The following is a 22,556-nucleotide window of genomic DNA, read 5'->3' as shown; positions in this document are numbered from 1 at the left end:
TCAGGATGTGAATTCAGGAGAGGCAGTATGTATCAACATAGAGACTGGCAAGGGTCTTTGCTGGATTTTCCAGTAAATAAAGTGGTTTGCGTTGGCAGTAACTATGCCGAGCATATTAAAGAAATGGGGAGTACGGCCTCGGCGGAACCGGTGCTGTTTATCAAACCAGAAACGGCATTATGCGATCTTCGCCAGCCGGTCGCCATTCCGAAAGATTTTGGTGCTGTACACCATGAAGTGGAGTTGGCTGTTCTGATTGGCACGCCATTAAAGCAAGCCAGTGAAGATAGAGTGGCGCGTGCTATTGCCGGTTATGGTGTGGCATTGGATTTAACTCTGCGTGAATTACAGGCAGGTTTGAAAAAAGCTGGGCAACCGTGGGAAAAAGCGAAAGCCTTTGATGGCTCATGCCCAATTTCCGGTTTTATTCCAGTCGCTGAGTTCGGCGATGCGCAAGATGCTGATTTATCCCTGACCATTAACGGGGACATCCGCCAGCAGGGTAATACCCGCGATATGATCACCCCGATCATCCCATTGATAAGCTATATCAGTCGTTTCTTTACATTACGTGCAGGCGACGTTGTGTTGACGGGAACTCCGCAGGGGGTTGGGCCAATGATATCGGGCGATATGCTAACGATTAAGCTCAATGACAAGACGATGAGTACCCGTATAATCTAAAGTAGTTTAGGCCGCCTGTCCTTGTGGTTGGGCGGCAAATACTTGCATCTGGTAGCCAAAGCGTCTATAACGACCCGCTCATTTAGCTATATGCTTATTAACTGCACGTTCATTAACCACACCGGATACCGATATGTCGCAACGTCCATTTTGGCAACAAAAAACACTCGCTGAGATGTCAGATAGCGAATGGGAATCACTGTGCGACGGATGCGGTCAATGCTGTTTGAATAAGTTGATTGATGAGGACACTGATGAAATTTATTTCACCAATGTGGCCTGTGATCAGCTCAATATTAAAACCTGCCAGTGCCGTAACTATGAGCGTCGCTTTGAATTAGAAGAAGATTGCATCAAGTTAACCCGCGAAAATTTGGTCACTTTTGATTGGTTGCCACCCACTTGTGCCTATCGTTTAATCGGTGAGGGACAAGATTTACCGAGTTGGCACCCCCTGTTGACAGGGTCGAAATCAGCCATGCATGGTGAGCGGATTTCGGTGCGTCATATTGCCGTTCGCGAGAGTGAAGTCATTGACTGGCAAGATCATATTCTGAATAAACCGCAGTGGGCCAGATAATACTTACCTATTAATAAGCCAGATTTGGCTGACATACGCCGTATCTAACGAAGAAACTTAAAATATGAAATATTCAACATTAGCCGCTGTTATCATCGGCTTATCCGCTACATTAGGTAGCGTTTCACATCAGGCTCAAGCGGCTGGCGCATCATTAATTAATCTTGATTGCGAATTGAAGGATGGCGGGAATCTTACTGCGGTATTAGATGGTCCGAACCAACAATTAACCATTGATAAGTCGGTGTTTAAGTTTGTAAAAGTTAATCCAGAAGGTCAGGGTGAGTCGCTAATCTTCCAAAAGGCCAGTAGCGAGGAGCAGGTTATTGCGTCCCTCAATATTTCTGCGCTGCCAATTCGCTTGGCGGTTGTTGATGGTGAGCAAGCTAATCAATATATTTGTACGCACACTAAAGCTTAATTCGTTGATAATTAGTGTGAAAAAAGGCTGCCTTAGGGCGGCCTTTTTTATGTCAAAAGCGCGGACAGAAATAAAAAAGACGCCACATCATATGGCGTCTTAAATAGATAAAGATATGTATGGGACTTATCGGCTAAAAAGATCGCGTCTTTTTGGCTTAACAAATTGGCTAATCAAGACGAGCACTGAGATCAATAAGTAAGCAGCGAAGATACCCACCAACCACTGTGGCATTTCTAATGTCAGGAATTCCCATTGTTTGACAGCACAATCACCGCTGGCAACAAAAATAGCCGGGAACCACTTATCCAATGGTAACCAAGAAGGGAAGCTTACAAAGAAATCACAGGTGGTGAATGGGGACGGATGCAGTTGTAGCATCGTATGTGTCCAGGCTAACTGAACTCCTTTCCAAGCACTGTAAATCCAGATGAAAATAGCCAGATAACGTAAGGGTGATTTAGGCGCAATAGCCCCTAATAACGCGGCACCCAGGATACCAAATAATGCGGCCCGTTCATAAATACACATCACGCAAGGTTGAAGCAACATTACGTGCTGAAAATAGAGCGCAACTAATTCTAATGCAAGTGCAGTCAGGGCCAGTAATAGCCAAGCACCGCGCCCTTTAGAGCAGCGGTTAAGGAATTGCAACATATCTTTATTTTCCATGCAGTAAGCAATTGTACCGGCAGTGTAAACCAATTCATCTTTGCTGCCAGCCACCCAAAGGTAAAATTAGGCAAAAATCAGCGATTTCTCGCGAATGACAGGCTGTCACGGGTATAAATTTTGCTTTGGATGAGATATTGGTTTGTCTTGCCAGCCCCGAATCCCTCGAAGATTATCCCCATCGTCGGTCAATATGCATGACGTTGGCTTTTAGGTCACCTTTCGCGGCGAAAGAAAGTGTAGGGCTGGCAGAGACAATAATGCAAGTCATCAGTGCGTGATGCTAACCCCTTCTGCAATATGAGGTAAACTTATCCAGCCACTTTGCGTCATCCATTCCGTCATGGGAACCAACAAAAACTCAACGCCCAACAAACCGACAACAGTCATTACGATAGTATATGGCAGAGCCATGTATACCATACGACCATAGGATAGGCGAATAAGTGGAGCGAGTGCTGAGGTTAACAGGAACAAGAATGCAGCCTGACCATTTGGCGTGGCGACAGATGGCAAGTTAGTTCCGGTATTGATGGCGACAGCCAGTAGCTCAAATTGCTGGAGTGAAATGATGCCATGCTCAAATGCCTTTCGCGCTTCATTAATATACACCGTGCCGACAAAGACATTGTCTGATACCGACGACAGCAAGCCGTTAAACAGATAAAACAGCGATAATTGAGCTGACGGCGAAGATTGCAAAACGAATTGAATAATAGGTGTGAATAAACTTTGCTCAATAATAACCGCGACCACAGCGAAAAATACGGTGAGTAATGCGGTAAACGGCAGGGCTTCCTGAAACGCCTTACCCAGCGTATGTTCATTGGTGATGCCGCAAAGTGAAGTTGCAAGAATAATCACCGACAGCCCCACCAAGCCAACTTCAGCCAAATGCAATGCCAGTGCTAGCACAAGCCAAACACCGATCAGTGCTTGTACCCACAGTTTGACTTTTTCTTGCTGGGTGCGTTTTTCACTGGTTTGTTTATCATAATCAGTCAAAACCTGACGAACGCGCTCAGGGAGTTCAGCGCCATAGCCAAACAATTTAAAACGCTCGACCAGCAGACAAACCAATAATCCGCAACACAGTACCGGCAGAGTAACAGGCAACATGCGCATAAAGAAATCGGCAAAATGCCAGCCTGCACTTTTGGCGATAATCAGGTTTTGTGGTTCACCTACCATGGTCATCACCCCACCCAGAGCCGTACCCACACCAGCATGCATCATCAGACTGCGTAAAAACGCCCGAAACTGCTCTAGTGTTTTACGGTTTTCCTGACTGTCTATCCAACTGTCATCATTTATGTCTTTATCAGCGTGATTGGATGCTACATGGTGATAAATAGTATAAAAACCGACAGATACGCTAATGACTACCGCGATGACAGTTAAAGCATCCAGGAAGGCGGAGAGAAAGGCTGAAGCGAGACAAAAAGCTAACGAGAGAATGATTTTTGAACGGATATTTAGCAGCAGTTTAGTAAAAACAAACAGCAATAACTGCTTCATAAAGTAAATACCTGCGACCATAAACACCAACAGCAACAGGACTTCCAAATTATTAGCAATTTCTTCTGCAACCTGATGTGGGCTGGTCATACCGATCGCTACGGCTTGAATAGCCAATAAACCACCGGGTTGTAAGGGATAGCATTTTAGTGCCATCGCCAAGGTAAAGATAAACTCAATAACCAACATCCAGCCTGCGAGGAACGGGCTGACAAAGAAGAACACCAAAGGGTTGATAATAAGGAACCCTATGATGGCCAGTTTGTACCAGTCGGGTGAACTTCCAAGAAAATTCCTGAGTATGGCTTGTCTAATGGTCATATCCATTGTGGGTCGTGGTCTCCTTCATAAATGATTATGGTGCTATTACTGTTCAAAGTTACATTTTACTTTACGTTATCGACCTAAAAGCAATATGTATAATCTGCTCATCATTGCATCTGCGCAATTTTTGCAACTTTATGACTGCTTTCACCATTTGTTCGGCTCTGGAGCTATATCAGAATAGAGTCGTCTGGTATGATGAGCGCACTAAATTGCTGATATGTATCGCTACGGAACGTCAAAAAATATGGTTATAAAGGCGCAAAGTCCTGCCGGTTTCGCGGAAGAGTATATTATTGAAAGTATTTGGAATAATCGCTTCCCTCCAGGCACTATTTTGCCCGCGGAGCGTGAACTTTCAGAGCTAATTGGAGTTACCCGCACAACATTGCGCGAAGTGCTGCAACGGTTAGCCCGCGATGGCTGGCTCACTATTCAGCATGGTAAACCGACGAAAGTAAACAACTTTTGGGAGACGTCCGGTCTTAATATCTTGGAAACACTGGCGCGGCTTGACCACGACAGCGTTCCACAATTGATAGACAACTTACTGGCTGTTCGAACAAATATCGCGACAATTTTTGTGCGCACAGCCATTCGCAATCATCCAGAAAAAGCGCAGGAAATTCTGGCTCAAGCACAGACGGTCGATGATAATTCAGAAGCATTTACTGCACTGGATTATGGCATTTTCCGTGGGTTGGCATTTGCCTCCGGCAACCCGATTTATGGTTTGATTCTCAATGGGTTGAAAGGGCTTTATACTCGCGTAGGGCGTTATTACTTCTCGAATCCAGAAGCGCGTAAGTTGGCACTGACGTTTTATAGCAAGTTGTCGACACTGTGTGATGAGAAAGGGCATGAGCAGGTTGTTGAATGTCTGCGAACCTATGGTAAAGAGAGTGGTGCTATCTGGCACAGTATGCAGGGCACCATGCCAAGTGATTTGGCTGAAGCTCGCCGCTAGAGAAAGGCGGCAAAACCGAAAAACAAAAGGGGCATATAGTGCCCCTTTTTGATGAGAATTAGCCGCGTTGAACTTGTTTAGAGCTTATTGGTTCTCTGCGGGATGCTATCGAGCAGTTCAATACTGCCATCATCATTCAACTGCTCCATGTGAATATCAAATCCCCAAAGCCGATGAATATGTTTCATCACTTGTTGGCGGCTTTTATCCAGTGGTGCTCGGTCATGCGGAATATAGCGCAACGTCAGGGACCGGTCCCCACGTAAATCCACGTTCCAGACCTGAATGTTAGGTTCATGATTGCTTAAATTATATTGAGCAGACAATTCATTGCGGATGGCACGATAGCCTTCCTCATTATGAATAGCTGAGATTTCCAGATAATTATTCTTATCATCATCCAGCACAGTAAAGAGACGGAAGTCACGCATCACTTTGGGTGATAAGAATTGGCTGATGAAACTCTCGTCTTTAAAATCACGCATGGCAAAATGCAGTGTATCCAACCAATCTTTCCCTGCGATATCAGGGAACCAATAATAATCTTCTTCCGTTGGGGAAAGGCAAATACGTTTGATGTCCTGAAACATAGCAAAGCCAAGAGCATAAGGGTTAATGCCGTTGTAATAAGGGCTGTTATACGGCGGCTGATAGACAACATTAGTATGGCTGTGCAAAAACTCCATCATGAACCGGTCGGTGACCTGACCTTCATCATACAGATGGTTAAGAATGGTGTAATGCCAGAAAGTCGCCCAGCCTTCATTCATCACTTGGGTTTGTTTTTGTGGATAAAAATATTGGCTGACTTTACGAACAATGCGCAGCACTTCGCGTTGCCATGATTCCAGCAATGGGGCATTTTTTTCCATGAAATAGAGTAGGTTTTCTTGCGGCTCGCTTGGGTAGCGTTGAGCCTGAGCTTGCACTTCTTCTCTGTCCTTGCGGGGTAGGGTTTTCCACAAAGAATTGACTTGGCTTTGCAGATACTCCTCACGACTTTTTTGGCGCGCAGTTTCTTCAACCAATGAAATTTTTTGCGGGCGTTTATAACGGTCTACTCCGTAATTCATCAACGCATGGCAAGAGTCCAGTAGCCGCTCAACTTCTTCTACACCATAGCGTTCTTCGCATTCACTGATGTAATGACGGGCAAATAACAGGTAATCAACGATGGAGCTGGCATCGGTCCATGCTCGGAATAAATAGTTATTCTTAAAGAAAGAATTATGACCATAGCAAGCATGCGCCATGACTAAGGCTTGCATAGTAATGGTATTTTCTTCCATTAAATAAGCAATACAAGGGTTGGAGTTAATCACAATTTCATAAGCCAACCCTTGCTGTCCATGCTTATATTTTTGCTCGGTTTCGATAAATTTCTTACCGAAAGACCAGTGCGTGTAATTAATTGGCATGCCGATACTTGAGTAGGCATCCATCATTTGTTCTGAGGTAATCACCTCTATTTGATGAGGATAAGTATCTAGACGGTAATGTTTTGCCACTTTGTCTATTTGATCCAGATAGACCTGTAACAACTCAAATGTCCAGTCCGGGCCGTCAGTCAGGCGCTTATCTTGCGCGGTGTGTTTCGGTGTTGAAGTTGTCATTAGCGCATCCTCACGGTTTTATAACCCTGCAAAATACCGGTCACTTCAATAATCCTAGCTCAATATGAACAAACTGAGGCATGGCAAGACCTTATGTCAATATAGATTATTTTTTATCAATTGAATCAATAATCTTAAATGACAATTTATTAGATTATTATTCTGTTTATTTGCCGGTTAATCAGAACAATAATCTAATAACTTTCATTTATACAATATGCCAATTATTCATGCTGTAAATAAGGATAATTAGGTCGATTTTCAGTCTTTATTTCGCGTAATGGGTAAAAAATAGCATCTTATCGCTATTTCTCTGACGCTATTGAATTGGGAAGTCATTGCGCCGTAAATTAATTGTGAATAATGTCACAGTCTATAATTAATGTGTTGGATAGTTTTTTCTGCTGGGTTAATTTTCTGTCAACAGAATATTATGCTTTTGGTATGATTTCGGAGTGGGATGATATGCGCATTGTCATTTTAGGAAGTGGTGTGGTGGGCGTTGCCAGCGCTTGGTACTTGGCCAAAGACGGTCATGATGTCACCGTGATTGATCGCCAGTCGGGACCTGCGCAGGAGACCAGTGCAGCCAATGCGGGCCAAATATCACCGGGGTACGCTGCCCCTTGGGCTGCACCGGGCGTGCCACTGAAAGCGATTAAATGGATGTTCCAGCGCCATGCGCCGCTCGCAATTCATCTCGATGGCAGTGCATTCCAATTGCGCTGGATGTGGCAAATGTTAAGAAACTGCGACACATCCCACTACATGATTAACAAAAGCCGAATGGTGCGGTTGGCAGAATACAGCCGTGATTGTTTAAAAGACCTACGTGCAGATACCGGCATTCAATATGAGGGGCGTCAGGGGGGAACGTTGCAATTGTTTCGTACCGAGCAGCAATTTGATAATGCCACTAAAGATATCGCGGTATTAGATGATGCGGGCGTGCCATATTCTCTGCTCACCGCTGACCAATTAGCGACTGTCGAGCCTGCATTAGCTAAGGTCGCGCATAAGCTGACGGGGGGGTTACGTCTGCCTAATGATGAAACCGGTGACTGTCAGCTATTTACGGAACGATTGGCCAAAATGGCTGAACAGGCTGGGGTGAAATTTATGTTTAACCGCTCGGTCGATAAGTTGTTGGTGGAGGGTGACCAGATTGCAGGTGTACTGTGCGGTGATGACATTATCAAGGCGGATGCCTATGTCGTTGCTTTTGGTGCCTACTCGACAGCGTTATTGGCCGGGTTAGTGTCGATTCCTGTTTACCCGCTTAAAGGATACTCACTGACCATTCCGATTACTGATCCCGCATCTGCACCATTTTCCACGGTATTGGATGAGACCTACAAGATTGCTATTACCCGTTTTGACGATCGTATTCGCGTTGGTGGTATGGCGGAAATCGTAGGGTTCAATACGCAATTGGCACAAGCACGACGTGAAACACTGGAAATGGTAGTCAGTGATTTGTATCCCCACGGAGGGAACATCAGTCAGGCTACGTTCTGGGCTGGCCTGCGCCCAATGACACCGGATGGCACGCCTATCGTCGGGCGAACTTCTCTCAAAAACCTCTACCTCAATACGGGGCACGGCACCTTGGGATGGACCATGGCTTGTGGTTCCGGTCAATTATTGGCCGATATTATGTATGGCCGCCGCCCGGCAATCTTAGCTGATGATCTTGCGGTATCACGTTATAACGCTGGCTTTCGGCCATTGAATACCGCGCCTTTACACGATATTCATCCTGTTCGCTAAGGCACTTGTTGATAGTCACAGCTCTGCGGAGTGCCGGGCTGTGAAGCAATGAATTTATCTGAAAGGAATAAGCATGCCTCGCCCGATCTCTGCCTCACTGAATTTATCTGCACTGCAACACAATCTGAATATTGTTCGGGGCTACGCCAAAACAGCAAAAATTTGGTCCGTTGTTAAAGCTAATGCCTATGGTCATGGTCTGGCGCGTATCTGGCAAGGGCTTGCGGCAACCGATGGGTTTGCATTACTGGATTTGAATGAGGCCGTGCTGCTACGTGAGCAGGGCTGGCAAGGGCCTATTTTGTTACTCGAAGGGTTCTTTCAGCCGCAAGACCTGAAAGTGTTGGACCATTATCGCCTAACCACAGCGGTGCACAGTGACTGGCAACTTGAAGCGATTAAAACTGCACGCTTGTCTACTCCCCTTAATATTTATTTAAAACTCAATAGCGGTATGAATCGCTTAGGTTTTCCCATCGGGCAGGTGGATGCTGTTTGGCAATGGGCGAAAAGCTTGAGCAATGTGGCTGAGGTAACCTTAATGAGCCACTTCGCCAATGCAGATAATCATATTGGTGCACAGACTCAATTTTCCGTGATTCAGCAAGCCAGTGAGCATCTTGCCGCAACACGCTGCTTTGCAAATTCAGCGGCAATACTGCGTAATCCAGAGACTCACTATGACTGGGTTCGTCCCGGCATTATTCTCTATGGTGCATCGCCCAGCGGCGATACAGCCGATATTGCGGGCATTGGTCTGCGTCCGGTGATGAATCTGAACAGTGAAATCATAGCGGTACAGTCATTGTCTTCGGGGCATTCGGTGGGGTATGGCAGTCGCTACACCGCCAGTGGCGCGCAGCGAATTGGTGTAGTGGCCTGTGGTTACGCTGATGGTTATCCACGACTGGCACCGAGTGGGACACCTATCCGAGTGGATGGCTTATTGACGCATACTGTTGGGGCGATTTCGATGGATATGCTGACGGTGGATTTAACCGCGTGTCCGCATGCGCAAATTGGTAGCAAAGTTGAGATTTGGGGTGAAAATCTGCCTATAGACAATGTGGCGAAAGCCGCTGGGACTGTGGGGTATGAATTGATGTGTGCACTGGCTAGCCGAGTGCCAGTGACTTTGTACCCTTGACGCAGTGGTAGGGCAACCCCGAATCACTTACTTGGGTAAGCTCATCGGGATTTTTTTGCGGCTTTGCGACGACGCCAATGGCTATGCGTGCAGGCTTCTAGTTTATTTTCTGCAAGGTCCCACGCATATGTTTACTGGTACGGCGCGCTAGCCATGCAAGTAAGCAACCAGCCAGCATAACGATAGCCAGTGAGAGTTTAGGCTCAATGGGCAGAGCCATTGCCAGTAGGCCCAATCCGGCGCCACCCGCCATCTGTACGAACCCGACCAATGCTGAAGCGACACCGGCTTCATTAGCATAAGGTTCCAGTGCATAACTGGTCGCCGGCCCCATCATAAAGGCCAAACCGGCGCAGGCGCTGGCGACCGGTAACATGTAAACCAGCCAGTGATGCTGTGTCTCTACTGACAGTTGAGTCAGGCCAAATAATAACCCCAGGCAACCCAATGCCATCAGTAAACTACCGGTCATCAGACACGTTGGTCGGCCGACTTTCTGGATAATTCGATTGGCAAAGAAGCTAACGGCCATAATCCAAAAACCATTGGCACCAAATACTAATGAGAATTGCAATGGGCTGAGTCCAGCGCCTACCATCAACACATTTGGTGCCAGTGAGACATAGGTTAATGCCATGCCCATAGCCCCGGCGTTTACCAGCGAGAAAATCAAGAAACGGTCGTCACGTAAGATGCGCAAATAATTTTTAATCGGCAAACTCTTCACTGGCTGCGTATCTGCCGGGCGGGTTTCTGGCAGGAAAATAATGATAAGAATGAGTACCAACAATCCATACAGCGCCAAGAACCAGAAAGGTGCTCGCCAGCCAAAAGCTTCGGCCAATAGCCCCCCAAGCAGTGGCGCTAATGCCGGAACAATATTTAACGTGCCATTAAGGAAGCCAAAGGCACGGGCGGCCTCATTACCATTGAGACGGTCGCGGACGCCACTGAATGCCACCACTGCAGTACAGCAAACGGCAACACCTTGCAGCAGGCGCGAGCTGACAAACATCAAGGGGCTGACGGCTAGAGCGGCCATAATGGCACCAAGCATGTAGAGGACAATGCCAATAATAGCTATCGGTTTACGACCATATTTATCCACTAGAGGGCCGGCAATCAGTTGGCCGATCCCCAGGACGAGAATAAATAAGGCAATGGTGGATTGGATCAGTGACTCACTGCTATTAAGCCCTTTGGCTATGGCGGGAATCGTTGGTAGATAGAGATCTATGCCCAGTGGGCCTAGCAGAATCAGGCTTAACAGCAAGAAGAGAAATTTTTGCATAACAACAAAACAACATCCAAATGACACAGGCGGCAAGGATAAAGAATTTGCCGACAAATGAAAAGGTTGTGTACTACCAAATCATCTAAAGTGACAATGTCACTTATGTGTATCTAAGATCAATTAAGGTGTCGCCCGATGTGCTAGCCACTTCTCCAGTTTGACGGCAGGCAGGGCCTCAGAGAAGAGGAACCCTTGACCAATCTGATAGCCCTGTCGGCTCAATAATGTGCGTTGAGCTTCATTTTCAACGCCCTCAACGATAACTGAAAGTTGCAAGCTTTCGCCAATGCGTATTACGGCTTCGCTCAGGGTGCGGCTGGTTTCATCATGTTCAAGGTCATGGACAAAACTTTTATCCAGTTTGATTTCATCAAGATCCAGACGGCGTAAATAGCTCAGACTAGAATATCCTGTACCAAAGTCATCCATTGACAATCTCACGCCCAATCGATGAATTTTTTCGATGGTAGTGAAAATGGCCAGATTATTTTCAATCAAGATATCTTCGGTAATCTCTAATGTCAGATCCTGCGGCGGTAAATGGTAGTGCTGCAAAATATGCGCAATCATATCCGGCAGACCCGGGTTGTGAAAATTGGTCGGTGACAAATTCACTGACACCGAGGGTACGTCAATGCCCCGTAGACGCCAGTCCGCCAACTGCTGACAAGCCGTTTCGATAGCCCATAGGGAGAGCTCATTAATCAGCCCACTCTCTTCGGCAATAGGAATAAAGCGTTGCGGTGGGATATTCCCCAACACCGGATGAATCCAGCGGCTAAGTGCTTCTACACCGTATAGATGCCCGTCTTTCAACATCACTTGTGGCTGATAAAATAGCTCAAGGGAGCCAATATGGAATGCGTGGCGTAGGGCATCCTCCATATCTTGGCGTTGTTGATTGAGATTATTCATTTCCACGCTGAAGAAATTAAAGTGTCCGGTCCCCATATTCTTGGCTTTATGCATCGCAATATCGGCATGGTTCATCAGCGTATCCATTTCTTGACCATTTTCTGGATATAAGCTGATCCCAATACTGGCAGAAGGAATAATATTGACGTTGGCTATCAGACAAGGTTGAGCCAGCAAACTGAGCATTTTCTCAACTTTTACGGTGGCTTGCTGCACGGTGCACGATGCCAGAATAATAATGAATTCATCACCAGATAGGCGGCCAATAATGTCACTTTTTGGCAATTCATCTCGCAGGCGTTGTGCAATTACCGCCAGAAGTTCATCACCAGCCGCATGGCCAAGCGAGTCATTAACCTGCTTGAAGCGGTCAAGATTAATCACTAATACGGCCAACGAATGGCTAACTTCATTTGCCAGCGCAATGGCTTGTTTGGCGTAAACTAAGAACTGGCTGCGGTTAGGTAGCCCGGTCAATGAATCATAAAACGCTAAATGCTGAATCTGCTTGCGTGAAAGCTCCCGCTCCATTGCGAGCGAACATAAATTGGCAATGAGTTTGACCAATTGACGGTGAAATAGGCTTGGGCCTTGTATCTGTTTGTAATAAAAAGCGAATGTCCCCAGAATATCGCCTTGGCTCGACAGGATAGGGGTTGACCAGCACGCCAAAAACCCGTGAGGTAGAATGAGATGCCGGTAGTTTTCCCACAATGGGTCTGTGGCGATATCCTGTACTTCGACGGGGGCTTTGCGAAATGCGGCAGTACCGCAAGAACCGGCTAATGGTCCGATAGGAACATTGGCAAGCATTGCGGTGTAACTGAGCGGTAGGCTAGGGGCAGCAAGATGACTTAGCATATCAGTCCCTGTGGCAAGCAAAATACTGGCGGTCACCTCTGGGGCGATACGCTCAACTTCGTGGCACAGCAATGACATGACTTCCTCGAGAGGGCGCTCTCGCACCAACGCTTCTAATACCTTATATTGCAGCACTTCGTACATTTTGGTCAGGGTGATATCGGTTAATACCCCGATGCTATAACTTTGTTCACCGTGCTCATTAACCAACGAGTTAATAATGGCCGAACACCAATGGGGTTGGCGGTCTTGGCTGTAGAACAGTTCTTGTGGCAAGAGTTGTTGGCGTGCATCCGTTGATGTTGAACCCATTAATGCCAGTTGTTCTGGATGCGCGCTTTGCAGCAGATCGACCATGTTCTGTCCCAGAGCTTGCTCAGGGGTATAACCAAATAGCTTCGTGAATCCCTGATTGATATACACGGCTTGTTGTCCATGCTCACTATTGGCGGCAATAAACATGGCGCTGTCGCTGCGATCAGTTAATTGAGTCAGTAGCTGTACCCATTCTTGTGTGGCTTTTTGTTGTTCAATTAAAAAAGTAATGTCTTTGGCAATTTTTACCATACGAGTCAATGTGCCATCGGGGCCTGCTACAGGTTGATAAATCGCAGCCAACCAGACTGTTGACCCATCTTTGTGCCGCCGTTCAAATGTACCTTCTTGAGATTCTCCAGCATGTAAATGTTCTTTAAGTGTTTGATATTCTTTGCTGGTGGCATAATCCGGAGGGCAAAACATAAGATGGTGCTGACCAATGACTTCATCACGTTGATAACCAAAATAATCAAGATAGTTTTGATTAACAGCAATAATACGACTGGAAAGATCAAACTCAATAATGGCTAATGAGCGGTCCAGAGCACTTAATAATGCGCTATTTTCGTTGTATTCAGACTGCGTTGCATCTTGCGATATTGCTGTATTTTCTGGCTTCATAATAAATTCCTATGTAAAAGAAGCGCTTGGCAGTCATTATTTGGTTAAATAAAGTCATTGCTACTGTTTATTGAAATATCATTATTTATGAGTAAATAAAATAGGATAAATGACAAATATTAATGTGTGGATAAATAATCGGAATGTTAAAAAAACACCGTAGTCTTATTTATTTCAATGTTGTTTTTATAAGCTCGATACAGTAATAAGTTTAGTTGATAACCAGAGAGGAAAAGGGTGATTTATCGTCAGGCGTGAGCGACAAATGGTTTGATTAAAGTATCGCTATTGGGCTAAAAGTAAAATGCCATGACCTGACAATTGTGCAGTCAGGCCATGGCCAGTAGAACAAGATTATGCGTGGTTATCCATTGAGCCAAAGCGACCACTATTGAAATCCTCGATAGCTTCGGCTATTTGCTGCTGTGTGTTCATGACAAAGGGCCCGTAACCGATAATAGGCTCATCGATTGGTTCACCACTGAGTAATAACAGCACTGCATCATTGTTGGCCTCGACGGTGACATTGCTGCCCACAGAGTCCAGTAACACCATTTCCGCATCACGAGCAATCGCATCACCATTGACCTGCACAGTGCCTCGCAACACTATCAGAGCGGTGTTCCAGCCATCAGGCAGTGAGAATTCGGCACTTTTTCCCTGATTCAGCCGGATATCCCATACGTTCAGCGGTGAAAATGTGTTAGCTGGGCCGTGTTCACCATCATATTCGCCGGCGATGACGCGCAGGTTACCGGCGGCATCGGGTAGTGCGACTTGAGGAATGGTTTCACTGCGGATCGCCTGATAGCCTGGGGCTGTCATTTTATCCTTTGCTGGCAAATTGACCCACAATTGCACCATTTCAAAGGCTCCACCACGCCGCGCAAATGCATCGGAATGAAACTCTTCATGCAGAATCCCGCCGCCCGCCGTCATCCATTGCACATCACCTGGGCCAATAACACCGCCTTTACCGGTGGAATCCCGGTGTTCGACTTCACCGTGATAAACAATAGTGACAGTTTCAAAGCCACGATGTGGATGTTGCCCGACACCGCGGCGATGCTGGGTGGCAGTAAAATCCATCGGCCCAGCATAGTCCAGCAGTAGGAAAGGGCTGAGTTGTTTACCATGGCTTTGGTATGAAAACAGTGAGCGTACCGGGAAACCATCACCTACCCAATGTTGCCGTGGCGCACGATAAATACCTTGGACTTTTTTCATCTGTTTTCTCCTCAATTAGGGACGGTCGCTCTATGTTCAACAGCTCTTGCGACCAGTTGAGGAAAGTATATATCTGCAATAATCCAAGCAGTAGATAGCAAAATTGGTTATCAGTGTCCTATTATTGGAACAATGAGACAGATGGTTATCGATAATCTAGGGGCTGAGTGTGCAAGATCTCAATGATCTCTATTATTACGCTGAGGTTGTGGAACATGGTGGTTTCAGTGCGGCCGCCAGAGCATTGGGGTTGCCAAAGTCAAAGCTGAGTCGGCGGCTGGCTTTGTTGGAGGAGCGGCTGGGTGTGCGACTAATCCAGCGGTCAACTCGGCGTTTCGCTGTTACTGATGTTGGGCGTACCTATTACGAACATTGCAAGGCGATGTTGGAGGAAGCTAAAGCAGCACAGGAATCAATCGACTTAACGAGGGCAGAGCCACGGGGCATCGTTCGAATGACTTGCCCTGTGGCTCTGTTACAGGCAACAGTCAGTACCATATTGGCCGATTTTATGGCCACGTGCCCTTTGGTGACGATTCACCTTGAATCCACGAATCGGCAGGTTGATCCCGTAGCAGAAGCTATTGATATTGCTATTCGTGTCCGGCCACCGCCGCTGCAAGACAGTGATCTGGTATTGAAAATCTTAGGTAATCGCTGCCAGTGCTTAGTGGCTAGCCCTGAACTGATAGCACGTCAAGGTGAGGTAAAGGTACCGGCTGATTTGACCGGATGGCCAAGTCTGGGATTAGGGCAACCGCAGCAGGAGTTTATCTGGAATTTAGATGGGCCAGAGGGGGCACATGCTGCCATTTACCATCAACCGCGGCTGGTGACGGCAGAGATGACCACATTGCGCAGTGCCGCACTCCGTGGTGTCGGTGCGGTGCAGCTTCCGGTCATGATGGTGACTGAACAACTGGCCTCAGGTTCACTGATTCGTTTATTACCTGATTGGTCGTAGCGCCACGAAATCATCCATGCGGTATTTCCTTCACGGCGTGGACTGCTGCCATCGGTACGCAGTGTGCTTGATTATCTCGAGTCGCGTTTTAGTCAACTGGATGATCGATAAATCAGGATTAACACTGTCAGTCACTATTTTTAGGGGTGGCGATATTTGCCGCCCACACTTTAATGCGCTTATCCAGCGTGACAGTAAAACCTGATTTCAGTTGGTTATAGAGTTGATTGACTTTGACTGCATCATGCAGGGTATAGCTGCTTACTGTGTGATCTGCGGCTTTTAAACAGCGATATTCTACCGTGAGCATATCGTTATTGAAGGCAAATTTCGTCGTGACTTTCGTAGGGTCACAAGGCTCATGACTCATCAATGAAATCACCATATTTGCCCAATCTGTTGTGGGGCCAGCAATACTGATAAGTACTGGCTCCTCGTCTTCTGTTTGAGTCGCCCCGTATAAAACGCCGCCATGAATATACCAAATATTATATTCTTTTGGGTTATACACCGCCTGAGATACAGGGATGAATGATAAGAATAGTGTCAGTGAAAGTAGGAGGCGCACAGTTTTCTCTACAACACATGCGAATAAGAATATTCTTATATTAGATGATTTGCTTGTAGAGATAAACCGATGATTTTAGGTGATCTTTTAAAACCATTTTATTGTTTTAAAAATGACGACAGATAAAATAATTATACATATTAATAGTTTCACCATAGTCGTTTGTTATTTTTAGAAATCTCTCTGATGCAGCTCATCTGTATTTTAGTTTTAATTGGTAAATTATGCTGATGGCAACTTACAAACTGATATTTATCCTATTAAATATCCGTAAAAGTGGTGTTTTATAAAAGCCTTTTTATATAAATAGGGAAACTAATGTTTATGACGGTGGTGTGAATCTGGAAAATGGGGATGAGAATGCGCCAGCGGCTGGTGCTGATGACGGTGCTTATGTGGCTCATTCGGGTTAACAGGAAAGTCATGTGAATGCTGGTGATGTTCATCATGCAGATGCTCGTGCTCATGTATCAAGTCACTATGATGATGTTGATGCTCATGCTGTTCGGTAAGATGTAGCCAAATCCCTATCGCCATCAACAAGCCTGCGATAACCAAAGGCAAGGTAATGGTGTCGCCCATAGCAACGGCCAATACTGCACCTAAAAATGGAGCGATGGAGAAATAAGCCCCCGTCCGCGCGGTGCCAAGATGGCGCAAACCAATCACAAACAGTGCCAGACTGACGCCATACGCAAAAAATCCCACTAACAGTGCACCAGCTAAATTTATCAGCGGTGGTAATGTTGCCCCGAGCGCGAAAGCCAAAGCAAGGTTCACCACGCCGGCTACCAACCCTTTGACAGCGGCAATCCAGGTGGCATCGGTCAGCGAGACTTTACGTGTCAGGTTGTTATCAATCCCCCAGGCAAAGCAGGCTCCTAAAATAGCCAGCGTGGGCCACAATCCGGAAAATTGAGCTTCTCCGGGCCAGCTTAAAATAGCAGCACCAGCCACAATGACCACCATGCCTAAGGCAATACGGCGGTCAAAATTCTCTTTGAAAGCAAACCAGGCAAGTAGGGCGGTAAATACCCCCTCGGCATTGAGTAACAATGATGCACCGGATGCAGGCATCCCGGTCAGGCCAACCATCAGCAGCACTGGAGCAATAACGCCTCCAGAGGTAATGGCACCGATAAACCACAGGCGTTCGTTTCGAGGCAGGTGTACAGCGGCCTGCCGGGTTATGGCTCGATAAAGCGCCAAACCAACGCCAGAACCTAGATACAGCAAACCCGCCAATAACCACGGGCTGACGGTATTCAGCAACTGTTTTGCCAGCGGGGTGCCCGCACCGAACAGTACTGCGGCAATTAATGCAGCGGCGACGCCGGGTTGTCGTAATCCATCATGCCATTTCATGGGTAAGTTCTGAGAATAATGAAGGTAGGGTGATTTTAGCCCATGAAAAAGCCGGAAAGCTATTTCTGTCATAGAAAGAGTTAACCGGCTGGGTAGGGCTGCTATCAGTTATCAACGGTCTGTTTATGGAACAACTCACGAAAGACGGGATAAATATCTTCAGGTTCACGTATATGCTGCATAGCAAAATTCTCGTAGTTTGCTTGCAGGTCCTCGTACTCTCGCCACAGTGTTTGATGGGCACGGCGTGTTATCTCGATATAGCTGTAGTAACGCACCACAGGCAAAATTTTTCTCGCCAATAATTCATGACACAATGGCGAGTCATCGGCCCAGTTATCGCCATCAGACGCTTGGGCGGCGTATATATTCCATTGTGCCGGGTCATAGCGCTCTTGAACCACTTCATCCATCAGTTTCAGTGCACTGGATACAATAGTCCCACCGGTTTCTTGCGAATAGAAAAACTCCTGCTCGTCCACTTCTTTGGCCTGCGTATGGTGGCGAATATAAACGACATCGACGTTTTTATAAGTACGACTTAAGAAAAGATACAGCAAGATATAGAACCGTTTCGCCATATCCTTGGTGGCCTGATCCATCGAGCCTGACACATCCATCAGGCAGAACATAACTGCCTGACTTGATGGTTCAGGGCGTCGTTCATAGTTTTTATAACGCAAATCGAAAGTATCAATAAAAGGTACGCGGGCTATCTTCTGTTTTAATTCCGCAATGGCTTTACGAACGCGCTCTTCTTCCAACAATTGCGCGGGTTCTGAGTTTTCCAACACGGCGAGAGTTTCTTCCAACTCCCGCAGTTCACGGCGTTTGCTGGCAGTCATGGCAGTACGACGCGCCAGTGAGTTTTGTAGTGAACGTACCACACTAATATTGGCCGGCACCCCATTGGAGGTATAACCCGCACGATGGGTTTTAAATTCCGTCAGTTGCTTGTACTGATTTTTTTTCAAGTTAGGTAGAGCGAGATCTTCAAACAATAAATCGAGATATTCGTCTTTGGAAATTTGAAAGACAAATTCATCCTCACCTTCACCATCTTGACTGGCATTACCTTGACCGCTACCTCCACCGCCCCCACCCCCTTGAGGGCGCTCCACACGGTCATTGGTAACAAAATGGTCATTGCCGGGGTGCACACGATGACGCAATCCGCCCCGGCCCTGATGGAACATCGGTTCATTGATATCGTCAATAGGTATTGAGACAGACTCGCCACTCTCAATATCAGTCACCGACCTTTTATTGATGGCATCGGAAATCGATTGTTTAATCTGCGACTTATAGCGGCGCAAAAAGCGCTGGCGATTAACCATGCTTTTATTCTTACCGTTAAGTCGTCGGTCAATAAAGTAGCCCATAGCTCCCCCAGCCTCTGCATCTTTCACGTTGTTGCTGTGTTGACGGTCTTCACTGACCCCAGTCACTGAGTCAACTCAATGACTGGGGATGGGTTAAATTGCCGCCTTCACTTACCCTGAGAACTCAACGGACTAAGCCTTCAGAGCCAGATGCCATAGAGAATCAGTCACAAATTATGATGATTTTCTTACCCGCAGATACCATTCACACAGCAAGCGTACTTGCTTGCGGGTATAGCCTTTTTCCATCATCCGATCGACAAAGTCATCATGCTTTTTCTGCTCATCCGTTGAGGTCTTCGCGTTAAAGGAGATAACGGGCAGTAACTCTTCGGTGTTAGAGAACATTTTCTTCTCAATAACCGTGCGCAGTTTCTCATAGCTGGTCCAGTTTGGATTACGGCCATTATTATTGGCTCTGGCGCGCAACACAAAATTGACGATTTCATTCCGGAAGTCTTTCGGGTTGCTGATACCCGCAGGTTTTTCAATTTTCTCCAACTCAGCATTCAGCGATTCACGGTCAAATAATTGCCCGGTATCTGGGTCACGATACTCTTGATCCTGAATCCAGAAATCGGCGTAGATAACGTAGCGGTCAAAGATATTCTGGCCATACTCAGAGTAAGATTCCAGATAGGCGGTCTGAATTTCTTTACCGATAAATTCGGCATACTTCGGAATCAGATAACCTTTAAGGTGTTCGAGATATTTTTCTGCAACATCCTGTTGGAATTGCTCGCGCTCGATCTGCTGTTCCAGGACATAGAAGAGATGGACTGGGTTCGCGGCAACTTCTGCATGGTCAAAGTTAAATACCCGAGACAGAATTTTAAAGGCGAATCGAGTCGAGAGACCATTCATACCCTCATCAACCCCGGCATAATCCCGATATTCCTGATAGGACTTAGCTTTCGGGTCGGTATCTTTCAGGCTTTCACCATCATATACCCGCATTTTGGAGTAGATGCTGGAGTTTTCCGGCTCTTTCATACGGGAAAGAATCGAGAAGCGAGCCAGTGTTTCCAACGTCCCCGGAGCACAAGGTGCATGGGTTAATTCACTGTGATTCAATAACTTGTCGTAGATTTTGATCTCTTCCGATACACGCAAGCAATAAGGCACTTTGACGATATAGACACGGTCAAGGAATGCCTCATTATTTTTGTTATTCCGGAATGTGACCCACTCTGATTCGTTAGAGTGCGCGAGGATAATGCCGCTAAATGGCAGGGCAGAGATCCCTTCAGTACCGTTATAGTTTCCTTCCTGTGTCGCCGTCAGCAGTGGATGCAGCACCTTAATAGGAGCTTTGAACATCTCCACGAACTCCATAATCCCTTGGTTTGCCCGGCATAATGCGCCGGAATAACCATAGGCATCAGGATCATTTTGTGCGTGATTTTCCAGTTTACGGATATCAACTTTACCGACCAACGCCGAGATATCCTGGTTGTTTTCATCCCCAGGCTCTGTCTTCGCTATCGCAATTTGCTCAAGAATAGAAGGCCAGACCTTTATGACTTTGAATTTGGTAATATCCCCGCCAAATTCATGCAGGCGTTTGGCCGCCCATGGCGACATAATAGTGCCGAGGTAACGGCTAGGGATATTGTATTCTTTGGCTAAAATTGCCGCATCTTCCTGCGGGTTAAATAAGCATAATGGGTGGTCATTGACTGGGCTACGTTCACCATTGGCACTTAAAATATAGATAGGCACCCGTTGCATCAGAGCCTTAAGACGTTCGGCCAGTGATGATTTCCCCCCCCCTACAGGGCCGAGTAAATACAGAATTTGTTTCTTCTCTTCTAACCCTTGAGCAGCATGTTTCAGGTACGAAACTATCTGTTCTATGGCTTCTTCCATACCATAGAATTCTTCAAAAGCAGGATAACGGGCGATAACCCGATTAGAGAACAGTCGAGACATGCGGGATTCAAGTGCGGTATCGACCATCACAGGTTCACCAATAGCCATCAGCAGACGCTCAGCCGCATTGGCGTATGCACTGCGATCTTGCTGACAGATAGTAAGGAACTCCTGCAGTGTGAACTCTTCGTCCTTGGCAGCTTCGTAGCGCTGGCGATAGTGATCAAATATGTTCATAGCGATGCCCGTCCTGTTTGAATGGTTGGGAACATAAAATAATAGTAGTGCTTTATTGGGTTAAAATTTTGAAACTACTACCTTATTGTTATGGTCGCGTCTCCTCTAAAGGTCAAGTTCACCTAAACCCTAGATTTTCCACCCTTAGTACAATAAATAACCACTATTTGGTAATTAAATCTATTTTTTATTTCGTTTGCAGAGTTTTATATATGATTAATCGAAATTATCTGTTTGAATATATTGTTATTTTATTGTAATCAAATCTGCGTAAATTTTTAGCTTGCCTGTTTGATACTTATTGATGATAAGTTGTACAGGTAAAATGATTATTAGGCTTGCATGTGTAAAGATTTCGCCACAGGCAAGCAATTGATTTACACTAAGTTACCTCATGATTTAGTGACCAATGGGATTTAATCCGTGAAAAAACATGACATAAAAACGAAGCAAATAAAAACACTGGCAGCATTGGCTGTTGCTACCGCTGTTTGTATACCAACAGCGATGGCAGGTACATGGTCTCTGGGGGCATCTGCATTAGTCAGTCCAGACCCTTATCGTGGTAAGAATGACCGTGTCTATCCCGTGCCTATCGTTTCTTATGAAAGTGATAATTTCTACTTCCGTACTTTGGCGGCTGGCTATTACCTGTGGAAAGATGACACTAATCGTTTGTCGATTGATGCCTATTATTTGCCTTTGCACTTTAAGCCAGGTGACAGTGATGACCAGCAGATGAAACAGCTGGACAAACGCCGCAGTACTATGATGGCAGGGATGTCATATTCTCATATCGAAGATTGGGGGACCATCCGTACCATGTTCTCTGGCGATGTGCTGGATAATAGCGGTGGTTTTGTTGCAGACCTGGCTTATCTCTATCGCTTTAATGTTGATAGTTGGACACTGACGCCGGGCGTGGGTGTAAGCTGGAATAGCGAGGACCAAAACGACTACTACTACGGTGTGAGTCGCAATGAGTCGGCTCGTAGTGGTCTGGCGCAATACAGCCCAAGTGATAGCTGGGCACCGTATCTGGAATTGACCGCTAATTACAACATCAACCCTAATTGGAATGCTTTCTTTACTGGCCGCTATATCCGTCTGGCAAGTGAAGTGAAAAACAGCCCAATGGTCGATGCGTCATACAGTGGCGTGTTATGGACAGGTGTGACTTATACTTTCCGCTAATTTGTGCGTAGGGTATCTGAATCATAAAAAATGGGGCGTTAT

General features: G+C 46.2%; 17 protein-coding genes and 1 pseudogene. 8 read left to right on the top strand and 10 right to left on the bottom strand.

What is annotated here, in order from left to right; genetic code table 11:
* Positions 1-27: 27 nt before the first annotated feature.
* The 3 genes from HUZ92_RS20040 (at position 28) to HUZ92_RS20030 (ending at position 1,685) form a co-directional block, all read left to right on the top strand.
* On the top strand, positions 28-684 hold the full coding sequence (locus HUZ92_RS20040) for a fumarylacetoacetate hydrolase family protein (protein ID WP_050101171.1): 657 nt from the start codon (positions 28-30) through the stop codon (positions 682-684).
* Between the two features lie 133 nt (positions 685-817).
* Positions 818-1,264, top strand: coding sequence for a YcgN family cysteine cluster protein (locus HUZ92_RS20035; protein ID WP_050101172.1), 447 nt, complete (start codon positions 818-820; stop codon positions 1,262-1,264).
* Positions 1,265-1,328: 64 nt separating this feature from the next.
* Positions 1,329-1,685, top strand: coding sequence for a hypothetical protein (locus tag HUZ92_RS20030; RefSeq protein WP_050101238.1), 357 nt, complete (start codon positions 1,329-1,331; stop codon positions 1,683-1,685).
* Positions 1,686-1,811: 126 nt separating this feature from the next.
* Here HUZ92_RS20030 and dsbB read toward each other — a convergent pair whose 3' ends face one another.
* The gene (dsbB, locus tag HUZ92_RS20025; protein WP_050101273.1) at positions 1,812-2,342 is read right to left on the bottom strand and encodes a disulfide bond formation protein DsbB; all 531 of its coding nucleotides are present in this window, start codon (positions 2,340-2,342) and stop codon (positions 1,812-1,814) included.
* 285 nt (positions 2,343-2,627) lie between these two features.
* A complete protein-coding gene (gene nhaB / locus HUZ92_RS20020; RefSeq protein WP_050101239.1) occupies positions 2,628-4,202 on the bottom strand; it encodes a sodium/proton antiporter NhaB in 1,575 nt (524 codons plus the stop codon).
* Positions 4,203-4,446: 244 nt separating this feature from the next.
* Here nhaB and fadR point away from each other — a divergent pair, with 244 nt between their 5' ends.
* The gene (gene fadR, locus HUZ92_RS20015) at positions 4,447-5,166 is read left to right on the top strand and encodes a fatty acid metabolism transcriptional regulator FadR (RefSeq protein ID WP_050140585.1); all 720 of its coding nucleotides are present in this window, start codon (positions 4,447-4,449) and stop codon (positions 5,164-5,166) included.
* 77 nt (positions 5,167-5,243) lie between these two features.
* Here the strand turns inward: fadR and HUZ92_RS20010 are convergent, their stop codons facing one another.
* On the bottom strand, positions 5,244-6,779 hold the full coding sequence (locus tag HUZ92_RS20010) for a SpoVR family protein (protein WP_145579415.1): 1,536 nt from the start codon (positions 6,777-6,779) through the stop codon (positions 5,244-5,246).
* Positions 6,780-7,244: 465 nt separating this feature from the next.
* On the opposite strand from HUZ92_RS20010, the gene HUZ92_RS20005 reads away from it, so the two are divergent.
* Both HUZ92_RS20005 and dadX read left to right on the top strand, forming a co-directional pair.
* Entirely contained in the window at positions 7,245-8,549 is a 1,305-nt protein-coding gene (locus HUZ92_RS20005) for a D-amino acid dehydrogenase (protein WP_050296434.1), read from the top strand.
* 73 nt (positions 8,550-8,622) lie between these two features.
* Complete coding sequence (gene dadX / locus HUZ92_RS20000) at positions 8,623-9,696, top strand: catabolic alanine racemase DadX (RefSeq protein ID WP_050140586.1); 1,074 nt, start codon at positions 8,623-8,625, stop codon at positions 9,694-9,696.
* Positions 9,697-9,793: 97 nt separating this feature from the next.
* Here the strand turns inward: dadX and HUZ92_RS19995 are convergent, their stop codons facing one another.
* The 3 genes from HUZ92_RS19995 to HUZ92_RS19985 form a co-directional block, all read right to left on the bottom strand.
* Positions 9,794-10,987 carry a multidrug effflux MFS transporter gene (locus HUZ92_RS19995; RefSeq protein WP_050101895.1) on the bottom strand — a complete coding sequence of 398 codons (1,194 nt, stop codon included), beginning with the start codon at positions 10,985-10,987 and terminating at the stop codon, positions 9,794-9,796.
* Positions 10,988-11,110: 123 nt separating this feature from the next.
* Entirely contained in the window at positions 11,111-13,705 is a 2,595-nt protein-coding gene (locus HUZ92_RS19990; RefSeq protein ID WP_050140587.1) for a sensor domain-containing protein, read from the bottom strand.
* A gap of 354 nt (positions 13,706-14,059) precedes the next feature.
* On the bottom strand, positions 14,060-14,932 hold the full coding sequence (locus HUZ92_RS19985; RefSeq protein ID WP_050101893.1) for a pirin family protein: 873 nt from the start codon (positions 14,930-14,932) through the stop codon (positions 14,060-14,062).
* A 169-nt stretch (positions 14,933-15,101) separates the two neighbouring features.
* Here HUZ92_RS19985 and HUZ92_RS19980 point away from each other — a divergent pair.
* Positions 15,102-16,007 (top strand): annotated as a pseudogene (locus HUZ92_RS19980) (LysR family transcriptional regulator).
* Between the two features lie 16 nt (positions 16,008-16,023).
* On the opposite strand, the gene HUZ92_RS19975 reads toward HUZ92_RS19980, so the two are convergent.
* The 4 genes from HUZ92_RS19975 to yeaG form a co-directional block, all read right to left on the bottom strand.
* Complete coding sequence (locus HUZ92_RS19975; RefSeq protein ID WP_235896974.1) at positions 16,024-16,464, bottom strand: hypothetical protein; 441 nt, start codon at positions 16,462-16,464, stop codon at positions 16,024-16,026.
* A gap of 315 nt (positions 16,465-16,779) precedes the next feature.
* Entirely contained in the window at positions 16,780-17,829 is a 1,050-nt protein-coding gene (locus tag HUZ92_RS19970; RefSeq protein WP_050101890.1) for a DMT family transporter, read from the bottom strand.
* A 104-nt stretch (positions 17,830-17,933) separates the two neighbouring features.
* Positions 17,934-19,211, bottom strand: coding sequence for a YeaH/YhbH family protein (locus tag HUZ92_RS19965; RefSeq protein ID WP_050101902.1), 1,278 nt, complete (start codon positions 19,209-19,211; stop codon positions 17,934-17,936).
* A 174-nt stretch (positions 19,212-19,385) separates the two neighbouring features.
* A complete protein-coding gene (yeaG, locus tag HUZ92_RS19960; RefSeq protein WP_050101889.1) occupies positions 19,386-21,320 on the bottom strand; it encodes a protein kinase YeaG in 1,935 nt (644 codons plus the stop codon).
* Between the two features lie 423 nt (positions 21,321-21,743).
* On the opposite strand from yeaG, the gene HUZ92_RS19955 reads away from it, so the two are divergent.
* A complete protein-coding gene (locus HUZ92_RS19955; RefSeq protein ID WP_145579419.1) occupies positions 21,744-22,514 on the top strand; it encodes a MipA/OmpV family protein in 771 nt (256 codons plus the stop codon).
* Positions 22,515-22,556 lie beyond the last annotated feature (42 nt).

The sequence above is a fragment of the Yersinia vastinensis genome (genome assembly GCF_902726565.1).
Classification (GTDB): domain Bacteria; phylum Pseudomonadota; class Gammaproteobacteria; order Enterobacterales; family Enterobacteriaceae; genus Yersinia; species Yersinia vastinensis.
Note: the sequence above shows the minus strand (reverse complement) of the source record. Positions and strands in the feature narration are given on the sequence as shown.